The following is a 13,661-nucleotide window of genomic DNA, read 5'->3' as shown; positions in this document are numbered from 1 at the left end:
GATCAACTCCCCTCTTCGTTCGTGGCTGACAGGGCGGCTCCGTCGCGCTCCCATGACACCGTCACCTTCAGATGACCGTCGGCGCGGCTCTTGGTGATCACGGCGCCGGCCTCGACCGCCAGATTGACCCCGAACTCGACCGTGATCGCGTCCGGGCGTGCCTTGCGCAGTTGCTCCAGGGTGGCGCGTGCGGCCTCGGTGATGGGCTCGAGGGCTGCTTGCAGGCTTCCCGGTAGCTCATGCATCGCGTCGCCGATGCGGCCGGCCTTCACCGGCCCGTCCGACGGCGTCGGATCCTCGACCAGAACGCAGCCCCCGCCCTTCAACGGAATGCGGGTCAGGGCAACCACAGTGCCTCCTTCACCCGCCGGATGGAAACTCGGCTGATGCGATGGACGGTCGTGGCCATGTCCGTTCAGGGAACATGGCCAGGATCGCCGATTTCGGTGGCCACCGCATCCCGGCGAGAGCGCCCGGGGCCGCCTCGAACGCGCCCTACCTGGCTTGCAGCCCTTCACCCCATTGGGTCGACGCGCAACCCCCTTTCAGCCCGCGGAAGGAGCCCAAGCGCTTTGGGGGAGTAGCCGACCAAGGCGATTCGTGTGCTGGTCGTCCTTCCCCGCGCGACTGCTGACCAGCGGAATCGACGACGAATCGGCCAGCGGCTGTGGTGGGCGCCGCCTGAGGAAGGCAACACCCCTTCCCTGCACGGGACTTCATTGCCCGGGAAGAACCTGAGCTTCCCCCTGGGGGAGCTGCTGACCAGCAGGTTCTTCGGCCACGGTCGAGGTGAGCTGCCGCCTCCTGGAACGCGAGCCGCGGTCCGCGTCGGCCGGCTCCTGACAGGTCGCCCTTGCGGCGGCGAGCCAATTGAGCGCCAGCGTAGGACTGTTGGTGATCTCGGTGGGGGCTCCTGCCGTGGCGGTGGTCTCGGCCGCGGTGTCGTACCAGCCCAGGATGACCGAGGCGGACTGGTGCGGGTGAGGCGGTCTCAACGGGGGCCGCGGAGGCGACGGTCGGCGGGGGCGGACGCCGAGAGTGTCACCGCGGCCGGCTGCTGTCTGCGTCCCGGCCCGACCGAACGGGCCGGGACATTGCCCGCATCTGCTTCAGAGAATGCGCCAGGCGACGGCGTAGGGCTGGGCGAACAGAGTGATCCGGTGAGCGCTCACGACGACCTCGGTCTCCCCGGCGGGGATGTCTCGCCAGTGGACCTGCTCGACGTTGTTGACGCGGTCGAAGCCGGAACCCGTGCCCATGTTGCCGTGGCGTTCCTGACCGTCCGCGCGGACGATCAGGTCGAGGTCGTTCTGCAGGGCTGCCCCCGGGGGGTCAGTCCAGACGAGGGTCACCTTCAGCGTGCGGGCCGCTCCCTCCGGAATGGTGATGACGAAGGCGCGCTCCTCTCCCTGGTCCAGTTCCTTGGCGTCGGTGAAGCCCGCCCGGCCGGCGTCGGTCGGCAGGACGACGGCATGCTTGAGGTTGACGAGGCCGAAGCCGGAGTTGTTGTTCGGCGACGGGCCCGCCTCGGTGGGGACGTACTGACCGGCCAGTTCGTCGGCGCCGTTGATCAGCATGGCCTTGATGAGCGCGGCGCTGGGCTTCGGGGTGCCGTTCTTCACAAGCGTCTCGCGCAGCACCGCCACACAGCCTGCCACCAGCGGGGTGGCCATGCTGGTACCGCTGATGAAGGAGAACGCGGGGTCCGTGGAGACACCGAAGTCCGTGATCGCCGGCGCCAGCCGAGAGCGGGCGGACAGGATCGACGTACCGGGGGCCACGACATCGGGCTTGAAGCGTCCCTCCTGGGACGGGCCCCGGCTGCTGAAGGCCGCCATCCCGCGGGGGTTGTCCGCCATCTTGTCGCCGTTGATCGGCGGGACCGGCCAACGGAACTGTCCGCCCTTGAGCTGACCGTACGTCTTGGAGATCTCGGGGCGGTGGCCCTCGCTGGCTCCGACGGTGATGACGTTCTTGGCCGCGGTCTCCCCGCTGACGGACCTCATGTTGATGCGTCCGTCCCCGTCCTGGTCCGTGCCGGAGTTGCCCGCGGCGAAGAGGATGACGAACTCCCTGTTGTCCCAGACCATCCGATCGGCCTCTTTGGCGGCCTGGTTGTAGGGCAGCCCCGGGGTGATCGGGCCCCACGAATTGGTGTGGATCCGTGCCCCGTCCTCCAGGAAGGGCGGTTCGAACAGCTCGCGGAGGTTGTTCGGGATGCCGGAGAGAAAGCCGTTCTCGTCCATCACGGACTGCAGGACCAGTCTTGCCTCCGGAGCCGTTCCGGTGACGGGTTCGCCCATCGCCGCCGACGTGCCGTCGCCGAGGACCGAGCCCGCCACATGGGTGCCGTGCCCGTCGGGGTCGTCCGCTCGCGGGGGGCTCGTACGGCCCAGGGCGACCAGCCGCTTGACCCGGCCGGTGAAGGCGGGGTGCACATTGGTGTTCAAGCCCTTGTCGAAGCCGGTGTCGGCGACGCACACGATCTGGCCCTCGCCCCGGAACTTCGTGCCGTTGAGTGACACGTGGGCGTTGAGCAGGGTGCCCGAGACCGTGTTGTACAGGACCCGCTCGGGGACCTCCTCGATCTGCTTCACCTCGTCGAGCGAGGCGAGGGCGGACAGGTCCTCGTCCCGGATCGTGATGCGGACCTTCTCGCCGTCGGGCTGTACGTCGCCGTGGCTGACTCCGGCCGCCGCCGCGATCCGGTCCCGCAGTCCGTCCTCGCTCATGTCGACGTCCTCGTGCAGGACGATGTCGACGAGGCGGGGTCGCGGACCCCCACCGCCCAGAGGCTCGGCCAGTTCGGCGACGCCCGTGCGCAGCCGGGTCGACCGGAGAGACTGGCCGATCTTGAAGCCCTTGAGGTACACGTCCGCCCAGGCCACGAAGGGCAGTGCGCGTACGGCGTCCAGATCGCTCAGCCGGTAGCCGCACAGATAGGTGTCGTCCGGAACATATTCCTGGATCACCACGCCGAGCTCCGAGAGTTGTTCCTTCTCTTCGGCTGTGGGTGGGTGTGTGGTCTGTACGAGCAGATAGTTGGACGCGGAGGCGTCCTCGGACACCAGCGATGCGGCGACCATCTCATCGGACTGGACCAGTGGGTCCACCGTCACGCCGTTGATGGTGATACGGGCCATGGCAAACTCCCGGAGGGTGTGGGGGATGCTGACGGGCCGAAGCCCGTCTGGACCGATGGCTCGCCGGGCTGCGTGGTTTCCGTTCGGCGATCACGCTAGGCGGGCGACCGTCCCCCTGCATTCCGAGCGCGCCCGGAGGCCCCCATCCGGGCTCGGCATTGCTCCGGCAGGGCGCTCGACCACAGCGCCGGCCTGGGCCTCCACGTCTGTGCGGGGCGTGCGGAGGCGTGGTCTGTGGTGTCCTGGGGCCGGAGGGCAGAACCATTCCCTGCCCAAGGGGAGCACCGTGAGGGTGGCACACCACGTGCTCGTTCGCACCCTCGGGAAGAACTGGGCCGCCCGGACAACTCTCGTGAGCGGCGCAGGAAGAAGCTTGCGAGGCGGCCACGCAGCGCCCGTTCGCGACGGGCCCGCAGGGCGAGCTCGGTGAGCATCGACTCCGCCCTGTCGGCGGCGCGGGCGAATCGATGATCGGGGGCCTGCTCAGGGTCGGTGACCCGCAGGTAGTTGGCGAGCATCGTGAACACCGGCGTCGGGTTCTCGGCCCAGCGCGGTACGCCGACGTCGACTTCGGCGGCCGACCGGGTGCCGTACCGCCGGACAGGGACGTACGGACTCCGTGAACGGGTGTGCACTGTGGTGTCAGCCCCTGTGCGCAGCGGGGCAACCCGGCCAATTCGGTCGCTCGTAGCTTGCAGGAGTGCCGGGTCGCCACACGCGACGGGCGCGGTACCGACAGCTCCGAAAGGACCCCTCTGTGTTCGACATCGCCAAGGTGCAGGCCGCTCCGAGCGAGGACCTGCTCACGCCCGACAACTCGGTCATGCTCTTCGTGGACCACCAGCCGCAGATGTTCTTCGGCACCGGCAGCGGTGACCGGGCCGCGATCATCAACAGCACCGTCGGTCTCGCCAAGGCGGCCCGGGCCTTCGACGTGCCGGCCGTCCTGACCACGGTCGCCGCCGAGTCCTTCTCCGGACCCCTGCTGCCCCAGCTCGCCGAGGTCTTCCCCAAGAACGAGATCATCGACCGCACCACCATGAACGCCTGGGAGGACGAGGCGCTCGTGGCGGCGGTCAGGGCGACCGGACGCAAGAAGATCATCCTGTCGGGCCTGTGGACCGAGGTCTGCCTGGTGCTGCCCGCCCTCTCGGCAATCGGGCAGGGATACGAGGTGTACGTCGTCGCCGACGCCTCCGGCGGCGTCACCCCGGCCGCCCACGAGCACGCCCTGCAGCGAATGATCGCCGCCGGCGCCGTCCCGGTGACCTGGGTGCAGGTCCTCCTGGAGCTGCAGCGAGACTGGGCGCGCCAGGAGACGTACGGCGACGTCATGGAGATCGTCAAGGCCCACGCCGGCGCGTACGGCCTGGGCGTCGTGTACGCGCAGGCCGTCATCGGCGCGCACGCGGCCGGCTGAACCTCCGTGGACACCGGCATTCTGATCCTGCGTCTGCTGGTGGGACTGCTCGTCGCCGGCCACGGTGTGCAGAAGGTCAGCTCACACCTGGGCGGCAGCGGACTCGAGGGCGGGACCGAGGAGTTCCGCGCGGACGGATTCCGCGGTGGTGTCCTCACCGCTCTGGCAGCGGGCGGAGGCCAGATCGGATCCGGTCTGCTGCTCGCCGTCGGCCTGCTCACCCCGCTCGCCGCGATCGGGACCATCGGGGTCATGACGGTCGCGCTCACCGTGAAGTGGCACAACGGCCTGTGGGTCCAGCACGACGGGTACGAGTACCCGCTCGTCCTCATCGGCACCGCCGCCGCCCTCACCGCCATCGGCCCCGGCGCCTGGTCCCTCGACGCGGTCCTCGGCCTCACGCCGTACCCCGCCTGGTGGGCTGCCCTCGTCCTCGTCGCCGGTCTCGGATCCGGCCTGCTCGCCCGGCTCTTCCTGCACCGTCCCGCCGCCCCGGCGACCGCCGAGAGCTGAGCGCCCGGCGCGAGCCACTCAGACCGGGCCCGGCCGGCCGCGTACCCCCGACCGGGCGGCCGGGCCCCTCCCCCTCCCTCCCGAACAGGAGCAGTTGATGGACACCCTCACAACCTCGCACGGAGGCGGTCAGCCGCTGTTGCATCAGAAGGGCGCCGAGACACAGGCGTTCGGCACGCTCAAGCAGCTGCCGATCGGTCTCGGCTTTGACACCCGCCTGTACGCCTGCCAGCGGCTCAACCGTGTCCTCGCCGATACTCAGATCCTCTACTCCCTCTACAAGAAGCACCATTGGCTCATGCGCGGGGCGACCTTCTACTCGCTGCACCTGATGCTGGACAAGCACGCGGAGGCCCAGCTGGCCATCGTGGACGCGCTGGCCGAGCGGGTCCAGAGCCTCGGCGGCGTCGCCGTCGGGGACCCGCGCCACGTCGCGGAACTGACGGCGATACCCCGCCCGCCGGACGGTGTGGAGCCGGTGCCCGTGATGCTGTCGAGGCTGCTCGACGCGCACGAGCGGATCCTGATCGACGCCCGTGACGCCGCCGCCCGGCTCTCCGGGGAGGGCGACGAGGGCAGCGCCGACCTGCTCGTCTCCGACGTCATCCGCACCGGCGAGGCCCAGGTCTGGTTCCTGGCCGAACACCTCGTGGACACCCCTCTGGTACGCGGCTGATGAACACGTACGACGTCGTCGTGATCGGCGGCGGGCCGGGCGGCGAGGTCGTCGCCGACCGGGTCGTCCGGTCCGGGCTGACCGCTGCCGTCGTCGAGGAGGAGGCCGTCGGCGGCGAGTGCTCCTACCTGACCGCCCAGCAGCAGCAGATCGTACGTCTGGCGGCGCAGGGCCTGGGCAACAAGGAGCACTGGTCGTCACGGCCGAGGCCGACGTCGTCCGGGACGAGGCGGAACAGTACGCGCGCCGGCTACAGCAAGCAGGAGTGGCCGTGACCGCCGTCCGCTACCTCGGAACAGTCCACGACTTCGCTTCTCTCAACGCTCTTCGCGACAGTCCGCCCACCAAGGCCGCCGTCCGCCAAGGCGGCGCCTTCCTCAAGGCCGCTCTCACCGCTGGGCAGCGAGAGCGCGGAACTGAACCGCCCCAGCACCCAGGCCCCCGAACCTCCAGCACGCTGTCTCCTACGCATGGTCGTTGGCGACGCCCTGACAGTGCGAGGTCACGTGTGGGCGAGGTTCTCGTGGTCCCTTGACGAACGCCTTGGGTATGGATGGTCTTCATCGCCTCGGTCAAGGTCGGGGCGCGGGTGGCCAGAACCTCGATGGCTTCACGTATATAGCGGTAGACGGTGGCGATCCCAGGGCCTGACGAGCCACGGGAAGCCGCCGCCACCGCGTCCCGATGTCCCGGCGCCTGACCGTCAGTTCTCCGGCCAAGAACCGCAAGGTGCGGGTGGACAAGTCGATGGAGGACGGATGGACAAGCACGCGAAGCTTCTGGCGGACACGGGTGATCTGGGTCGAGAATCCGGCTGCCAGGAGCTTCGTCGTCGCGCAGGACAGTCGCGTTCAGCGTAGCCAGCTCTGAAGAGGCTCCCTGGCAGGGGCGTCTTGTGGCGGAAGCAACGTGCTAGCCAGGCGCCCCGTCGCGCTTGCTTCGTCGGGCGAGGTTTCGGGCCTGCCCTTCGTGGATGCTGCTTGCCCACTCCCAGCCGGGTTTGGGCGATACGACCCGGGGGTCGCTGGACACCCGGGCGTCACGTAGGTCCTCCACGTACGCTCGATCCAGTTTGATCCTTGCGCTTACCTCCTCGTCTCTGGCGAGGGACCCATGTCCGGGGATGAGGACATCGACGTCGTCCGCCACGCCCTCGAGCAGCCTCAGCCCGACCAGGTAGTCCTCAATCGGGTCAACGGTGTCGTCGAGCATGGGAACGAAGACGTCGGAGAGCATGTCGCCGGCGATGAGAACCCGGCGTTCTTCGATCAACAGGGCCGCATGGCCCGGGGCATGCGCCGGATGCTCGATGATCCGCACCTTGGGGCCGTCCCAGGGAAGCTGCGCGGTTCCAGCAGGCAGACCAGTGATCAGGCCGTACAGGTCGAGCGGTGTGTCCTCGGCGATTTCCGGCGGCAGCCCCTCGGCGACGCCGGCCTTCCAGTCCGCGTTCGACAACACATCCTGCATGAATTCCGCGCAGCGGGCTGTGCCGTAACGAGGCACTTCACCGAGTTCGGCGTGCCAGAGCACGTGATCCCAATCAGGATGCGTCGAGAACCCTGCCACCACAGGCCGGCCCAGCTGTCGAAGGTCGTTCGCCAGGCAGGTCATTTCGGCACCGGTGATCCCGGCGTCCACGACCAGCACACCGTCCCTGCCCTGCACGACAACGGTGTTGTTCTCGAGCAACTCGCTCTGGTGGATCAGCACACCCTCGGCGGCTTGCTTCAGCATGGGTCCCTCCCGTTTGATGTCCGCACCCTGCCAGAGGGTCTGGCGCACATCAACAACCGGACGGGGCGCGTGATGGCGACTCTGCGGCGAGACCGTCCACGGAGGCTTCTTCAGGGGCCAACCCGTGTCAGCTGAGTACCCGGAGACGGCACCTCAGGTGGGAAGAGGCTCATCGACCAGCGCTGGGAGCGCACACCAGTTCATGGGATCAAGTGAAGCCCTCCGCAGGTCAACGAGGAGGTAGACCCCCAAGCGGCGCGCGGCCACCGCGACGCGTCCTGTCCCGATCCCGCCGCAGTTCGTCCGCATGCTTGCCGCCCGCATAGACCTCGCGTGGTCGCTGACCAGCGGAAACGGCCACGATTCGGCCAAGCCGCAGGCAGCTGGTCCGCGCATGGCCCGGATCCTGGTCGCCACGCAGCGGCGGCCCACCGCGACTTGTTGCACCAGCGCCTGCACGCCGAGACCCTGTTCATGGCCGGCAGCGCGAAGGCGTTCCGCGAGACGGCGCGGCAATTCCTCGACGTCGTCCGCAAGGGACCGGGAGGGGACCGCGGCTCAGATCATCACGTGCTTGGGCCGGGTGTAGTCGAGGAGGCCGGAGAGAGACAGGTCGCTGCCGTATCCGGAGTGTTTGACTCCGCCGTGCGGCATTTCGGAGACCGTGGTGCCGTGGGTGTTCACCCACACGATCCCGGTGTGCAGGGCCCTCGTCGCCCGCATCGCCCGGTCGTGGTCTCTGGTCCATACGCTCGCGGCCAGTCCGAAGCGTACGTCGTCGGCGAGCCGCAGCGCTTCGGACTCGTCGCTGAAGGACTGCACGGTCACGACGGGCCCGAAGATCTCCTCCTGGACGATCTCGTCGTCCTGGCGCACCCCGGCGACGACGGTGGGGGCGTGGAAGAAGCCGGGCCCCGCGGGCCGTGTGCCGCCGGCCACGATCCGGGCGTGGCCGGGCAGCCGGTCGAGCAGGGCGCGGACCGAGGCCAGCTGGGCGGCGTTGTTGAGCGGGCCGAGGTCGGTGCCGGGGCGCAGTGCGCGGGCGACGTCGGCGAGGGCGTCCAGGAAGGCGTCGTGGATGCGGGCGTGGACCAGGAAGCGGGTGGGGGCGGTGCAGTCCTGGCCGGCGTTGTAGAAGGCGACCTGGGCCAGGGCGGCGGCGGTGGACGGGACGTCGACGTCGTCGTGGACGATCACGGGCGCGTTGCCGCCCAGTTCGAGGTGGACCCGCTTCAGGCCGGCCGCAGCCGAGGCGGCGATCTCCTGGCCGGCGCGGACGCTGCCGGTGAGCGCGATCAGGGCGACGGCGGGGTGGGCGGTGAGGGCGCGGCCCGTGTCGCGGTCGCCGCAGACGACGTTCAGCACACCCGGGGGCAGGTGGGGGGCCGCGATCCGGGCGAGGAGCACCGACGAGGAGGGGGTGGTGTCGGCGGGTTTGAGGACGGTGGTGTTGCCGGCGGCGAGGGCCGGTGCGATCTTCCAGGCGGCCATCATCAGGGGGTAGTTCCACGGCGTGATCTGGGCGCAGACGCCGACAGATTCGCGGCGCAGCAGGGAGGTGCGGCCCTCGGTGTACTCGGCCGCGGCGGCGCCCGGGAGGTTGCGGGCGGCTCCGGCGAAGTAGCGGAAGGCGTCGGCGATCGCGGGGAGTTCCTCCGTGCGGAACTGTGCGGCGGGCTTTCCCGTGTCGGCGGTCTCCGCGGCGGTCAGCTCGTCCGCGTGCGCCTCGACGGCGTCGGCGACGGCGAGCAGGGCCCGTTGCCGGTCGGCCGGGGTGGTGGCCGACCAGGGTCCGTACGCGGCCGCGGCGGCCGCGCAGGCGGCGTCGGTGTCGGCGCGGCCGGAGCGTGGGGCGTGGCCGTGCACGCGCCCGGTGGCGGGGTCGACCAGCTCGGTGGTCATGCCCGTGGCGGCGGCTCGGTCCTCGCCGCCGATGTGGTTCAGCAGACTGTCAGCCACGGCGCAGGGCCTCCTTCGCGGCGGCGCGGCCGGTGCGGACGGCGCCCTCCATGTAGCCGGCCACCCACTGGTCGGATCCGCAGACGTAGAAGGGCGGTTCATGGGTGCCGTGACGGGGGCCGACGGCCATGACGTCGCCAGGAGCCCATTGCGTGACGTACCCCTGGGTCCAGGGGTCGGTGCCCCACAGGCGCAGATGCGCGGCGCGTGGCCGATGGGCCTGGTCGCCGTACAGCCGGGCGATCTCGGCGAGGAGCTCGCGGGTGCGCAGGTGGGCGGGGGTGCCGAGCAGGACGCCGTATCTCTCGGGCGGGATCAGGGCGGACAGGATGCCCTCGTTCTGCGGCCAGGTGCTGCCCAGCACCCCCTCGCACTCGGACAGACCGCTGAACCCCCGGTCGCGCCAGAACGGGTGGTCATAGGCGGCGACGAACTTCGCGGCGAGGGCGTGCCGCTGGTGGTACAGCGAGGCCAGGCGCTCCTCGCCGACGCCGGTGACGGCGAGCGAGCGCAGCGGGCCGGCGGGCAGGGCGCTGACGACGGCGGCCGCGGTGAGGGTCTCGCCGCCCGCGAGGCGCACCGAGCAGTCGCCGGAGCGGCGGACCACGAGCGCCTCGACGGGCGAGCCCGTACGGATTCTGCCGTCGAGGCCGGCCGCCATCCGCAGGGCCACGGTCGCCGAGCCCTCGGCCACCCGCAGGCCCTCCCAGGCCTCGTACTCGTAGTGGCCGAGGCCGGGGACGGCGGCATGCTTGCGGAGGGCGGCGAGCAGAGAGGTACGTTCGAACGAGCCGTCGGCGAGCGCGAGCTGGCCGATCTCCCACAGCCGTACGACGGCCGGGCTCGCCCCCTCGTCGCGCAGCCAGCCGGCCACGGACATCCGGTCCAGGGCGGTGGCCTCGGGGTGGGACCAGGGGTCGTCGGGGTCGACGGTCGCGGCGAGTGCGGCGAAGCCGGCGGTGACCTTCCGGTGGGAGGCGTCGTCCCCGGGGCCGAACCAGTGCGGCGGGTCGCCGGCGCTGACGCCTTCGGGCGTGGCGCGGGCGAGCGCGCCGGGTTCGGCGACGTAGCTGGGGACGAGGGAGAGGCCGAGTTCGGCGACGAGCGCCGTGTACGCGGTGTGCGCCGAGCCGACCACCTCCCCGCCGAGCTGGACGAGGCGGCCGTCGGGCAGCGTGGTCTGCTCGACGCGGCCGCCGACCCGGTCGCGGGCCTCGACGACGAGGACGTCGACTCCGCCCGCGGCCAGGTCGCGGGCGGCGGCGAGTCCGGCGAGTCCGGCGCCGAGCACGATGACATCGTGGTACATGGTGTCTCCTTCGGAGGGGCCGTCGTCAGTCCAACACCAGGCAGTGCTCGGGCCGCCAGCCGAGCTCGACCTCCTCGCCGCCGCTCCAGCGGTCCTCCATGCGGGAGCGGGCCGTGTTCTGCTCCAGGACGTGCACGGTGACGCCGGGGGCCAGTTCGATGAGGTACGTGGTGGTGGGGCCGGAGTAGACGGTCTCCCGGACGACACCGGTGACCCGGGCCATGCCGGGCTCGAAGTCGGACAGCCAGATCTTCTCGGGGCGCAGCGAGAGACTGACCCGACGGCCGTCGGTCATGCCGGGGCGGTCGCCGACGGGGAGCGCCGGGCCCTGGTCGAGCAGCACCCGTCCGGCGCGGTAGGTGCCGGGGACGAGGTTGGAGGTCCCGAGGAACGAGGCGGTGAAGCTGCTGGTGGGGCGCTCGTACACGTCCTCCGGAGTCCCGCACTGTTCGAGGCGGCCCTCGTTCATGACGGCGAGGCGGTCCGACATGGTCAGGGCCTCGTCCTGGTCGTGGGTGACGAACAGGAAGGTGATGCCCACCTCGCGCTGGATCTGCTTGAGCTCGACCTGCATCCGACGCCGGAGCTTCAGGTCGAGAGCCGCCAGCGGCTCGTCGAGCAACAGCACCTGCGGACGGTTGACCAGGGCGCGGGCGAGGGCGACGCGCTGGCGCTGGCCGCCGGAGAGGGTGGTCGGTCTGCGGCCCGCCAGGTCCCCGAGCTGGACGAGGTCGAGCATCTCGGCGACCCGGCGGCGGATCTCGGGGCGGGCGACGCCCTTGCGCTTGAGGCCGAAGGCCACGTTGTCGGCGAGGGACAGGTGGTCGAAGAGGGCGTAGCTCTGGAAGACGGTGTTGACGTTGCGCCGGTGGGGCGGGAGGCCCGTCACGTCCTCCCCGTCGAGCAGGACGCTGCCCTCGGTGGGGTCGGCGAAGCCGCCGATCATGCGCAGCAGGGTGGTCTTGCCGCAGCCGGAGGGACCGAGCAGGGAGAAGAACTCGCCGGGGGCGATGTCGAGGCTGATGTCGTGGACGGCGTACGAGGCGGAGGCGCCGGAGCTCCCGGAGCTCCCGGGGTAGCTCTTGCCGACCCGGTCGAGCCGGACAGCGGGGTGCGGGAGTACTGCTTGCGGTTGCGGAACTCGGGCCGTGTCCGGCGCCTGCGGGGGCGTGGGTTGCGAGGTCATGGCGTCTACTTCCCGGAGAGCAGGTCGAGGCCGCCGCGCCGGCCGAACAGGCGCGGGATGGCGAGGGCGAGGGCGACGAGTGCGACGGAGCCGGCCAGCATCAGCGTGCCGACGGCGTTGATGGTGGGCTGGACCCCGAACCGGATCGCCGAGTAGATCCGGACCGACAGAGGTTGCGGATCGACGCCGGTGGTGAAGTAGGCGAGGACGAAGTCGTCGAAGACCAGGGCGAAGACGAGGACGGCGGAGGCGAGGATGCCGGGGAGCAGCGCGGGCAGCGTCACCAGCCGTACGGCCTGCCGGCGCGTGGCCCCCAGGTCCATGGCCGCCTCCTCGATCTCCGGGTTCAGGGCGGCGACACGGGAGCGCAGGATCACCGTCACATACGAGATGGAGAAGGTGATCTCGGCGAGCATCACCGTCGTCGTGGACAGGGTGATGCCGAGGCCCTTGAACAGGAGCATCGCGGCCACGCCGGTGACGATCTCCGGGGTGATGAGCGGGACGAGCATCACCAGTCCGGCGAAGGAGCCGAGTCGGTTGCGGCCGCGGACCAGGCCGAGCGCGAGGGCGACGCCCAGCACCACCGAGCCGATCATGGCGACGAGGGAGACCCGCAGGCTCATGTCGAGCGAGTCCAGCAGCATGTCGTCGCGGAGGAACGCTCCGTACCAGCGCAGGCTGACGTCGTCGAAGACGGTCAGGGACTTCTGCGAGTTGAAGGAGAACAGGACGACGACGCCGATGGGGACGTAGAGCAGCGCGAAGAAGACGGCGGTGACGGCGATGGCGAACCGGGGACGGCGCTCGGCGCCGCGGCGGCGCCCGCGGGCGGCCCTCATCGGACCGCCTCCGCCTCGTCCTTGCGGGTGCGCCGCAGATAGCCGAGCATGCCGAGGAGGAGGACGGCCATCAGCAGCATGGTGAGGGCGGAGCCGAGCGGCCAGTTCTGCCCCTGGAAGAACTTGTCCTGGATCAGGTTGCCGATCATGATCTGGTCGGGGCCTCCCATGAGCTGGGCACTGACGAAGTCGCCCATGGCGGGCAGCAGGACGAGGACACAGCCGGCGGCCGCGCCCTGCCGGGTGGCCGGGACGGTGACGAACAGGAACGTCCGCAGCGGACCGGCGTACAAGTCGCGGCCCGCCTCGATGAGCGAGGCGTCCATGCGTTCCATGGCCGCGTACAGCGGGATGATCATGAAGACGACGAAGCCGTAGACGAGACCGGCGACGACGCCCGCGCCGGTCTGCAGGATCCGGGTCCCCCCGTCGGCGAGCCCGATCGCCCGCAGTGCCCTCAGCAGCGGTCCGTCGTCGGACAGGACGACGGACCAGCCATACATCCGCACCAGGTAGTTGGCGAAGAACGGGACGACGATCGCCGCGATCAGCAGGTTCTTGTACCGGCCGCCCCTGGTCGCGATGGCGTACGCGACGGGGTAGGCGATGACCAGACAGACGGCGCAGGTGACCAGGGCGTAGCCCAGCGAACGGAGCAGGACCGTGCGGTAGGCGGGGTCGGCCAGGGCCGTGAAGTTGTCGAGGACGAAGCCGAAGCGCGGGTTGCCGAGCGGGTCGGTGGTGCCGAACGCGAGGGTGGCCACCAGGATCAGGGAGGCGACGAGGAAGACGGTCATCCAGAGCGTGCCGGGCAGCATCAGCCAGGTCCACAGACGTTCTTGCACCGGCTTTCTGGCGGTACGTGGGGTACGGGCG

12 protein-coding genes and 1 pseudogene are annotated in these 13,661 nt (G+C 70.4%); 4 read left to right on the top strand and 9 right to left on the bottom strand.

Annotated elements, in window-relative coordinates; translation table 11 throughout:
* Positions 1-2: 2 nt before the first annotated feature.
* Both AB0E14_RS08655 and AB0E14_RS08650 read right to left on the bottom strand, forming a co-directional pair.
* Complete coding sequence (locus AB0E14_RS08655) at positions 3-350, bottom strand: CU044_2847 family protein (RefSeq protein ID WP_362413934.1); 348 nt, start codon at positions 348-350, stop codon at positions 3-5.
* A 759-nt stretch (positions 351-1,109) separates the two neighbouring features.
* On the bottom strand, positions 1,110-3,143 hold the full coding sequence (locus tag AB0E14_RS08650; RefSeq protein WP_362413932.1) for a S8 family serine peptidase: 2,034 nt from the start codon (positions 3,141-3,143) through the stop codon (positions 1,110-1,112).
* 757 nt (positions 3,144-3,900) lie between these two features.
* On the opposite strand from AB0E14_RS08650, the gene AB0E14_RS08645 reads away from it, so the two are divergent.
* The 4 genes from AB0E14_RS08645 to AB0E14_RS08630 all read left to right on the top strand — a co-directional run bounded on the left by AB0E14_RS08645 (position 3,901) and on the right by AB0E14_RS08630 (position 6,287).
* Complete coding sequence (locus AB0E14_RS08645) at positions 3,901-4,563, top strand: hydrolase (protein ID WP_362413930.1); 663 nt, start codon at positions 3,901-3,903, stop codon at positions 4,561-4,563.
* Positions 4,564-4,569: 6 nt separating this feature from the next.
* Positions 4,570-5,076, top strand: coding sequence for a DoxX family protein (locus AB0E14_RS08640; RefSeq protein WP_362413928.1), 507 nt, complete (start codon positions 4,570-4,572; stop codon positions 5,074-5,076).
* 97 nt (positions 5,077-5,173) lie between these two features.
* Positions 5,174-5,752 (top strand): DNA starvation/stationary phase protection protein, encoded by a 579-nt coding sequence (locus AB0E14_RS08635; protein WP_362413926.1) that lies wholly within the window; start codon positions 5,174-5,176, stop codon positions 5,750-5,752.
* 118 nt (positions 5,753-5,870) lie between these two features.
* Positions 5,871-6,287, top strand: coding sequence for an alpha/beta hydrolase fold domain-containing protein (locus tag AB0E14_RS08630; RefSeq protein ID WP_362414137.1), 417 nt, complete (start codon positions 5,871-5,873; stop codon positions 6,285-6,287).
* Positions 6,288-6,310: 23 nt separating this feature from the next.
* On the opposite strand, the pseudogene AB0E14_RS08625 reads toward AB0E14_RS08630, so the two are convergent.
* From AB0E14_RS08625 to AB0E14_RS08595, 7 genes and pseudogenes are all read right to left on the bottom strand, one after another.
* Positions 6,311-6,522: pseudogene (locus AB0E14_RS08625) on the bottom strand (IS5/IS1182 family transposase); the annotation flags it as partial.
* A gap of 142 nt (positions 6,523-6,664) precedes the next feature.
* Complete coding sequence (locus tag AB0E14_RS08620) at positions 6,665-7,489, bottom strand: MBL fold metallo-hydrolase (protein WP_362413923.1); 825 nt, start codon at positions 7,487-7,489, stop codon at positions 6,665-6,667.
* A 558-nt stretch (positions 7,490-8,047) separates the two neighbouring features.
* A complete protein-coding gene (locus AB0E14_RS08615; RefSeq protein WP_362413921.1) occupies positions 8,048-9,448 on the bottom strand; it encodes an aminobutyraldehyde dehydrogenase in 1,401 nt (466 codons plus the stop codon).
* The gene (locus AB0E14_RS08610; RefSeq protein ID WP_362413919.1) at positions 9,441-10,757 is read right to left on the bottom strand and encodes an NAD(P)/FAD-dependent oxidoreductase; all 1,317 of its coding nucleotides are present in this window, start codon (positions 10,755-10,757) and stop codon (positions 9,441-9,443) included. The genes AB0E14_RS08615 and AB0E14_RS08610 overlap by 8 nt, the downstream gene beginning before the upstream one ends.
* Before the next feature lie 25 nt (positions 10,758-10,782).
* On the bottom strand, positions 10,783-11,943 hold the full coding sequence (locus tag AB0E14_RS08605; RefSeq protein WP_362413917.1) for an ABC transporter ATP-binding protein: 1,161 nt from the start codon (positions 11,941-11,943) through the stop codon (positions 10,783-10,785).
* Between the two features lie 5 nt (positions 11,944-11,948).
* Positions 11,949-12,785, bottom strand: coding sequence for an ABC transporter permease (locus AB0E14_RS08600; protein WP_362413915.1), 837 nt, complete (start codon positions 12,783-12,785; stop codon positions 11,949-11,951).
* Complete coding sequence (locus AB0E14_RS08595) at positions 12,782-13,630, bottom strand: ABC transporter permease (protein ID WP_362413913.1); 849 nt, start codon at positions 13,628-13,630, stop codon at positions 12,782-12,784. Before AB0E14_RS08595 ends, AB0E14_RS08600 begins: the two co-directional genes overlap by 4 nt.
* Positions 13,631-13,661 lie beyond the last annotated feature (31 nt).

Source organism: Streptomyces sp. NPDC047981 (genome assembly GCF_040653315.1).
Taxonomy (GTDB): Bacteria; Actinomycetota; Actinomycetes; order Streptomycetales; family Streptomycetaceae; genus Streptomyces.
The sequence above is the reverse complement of the archived record's forward strand: the minus strand, read 5'-3'. Positions and strand labels throughout refer to the sequence as shown.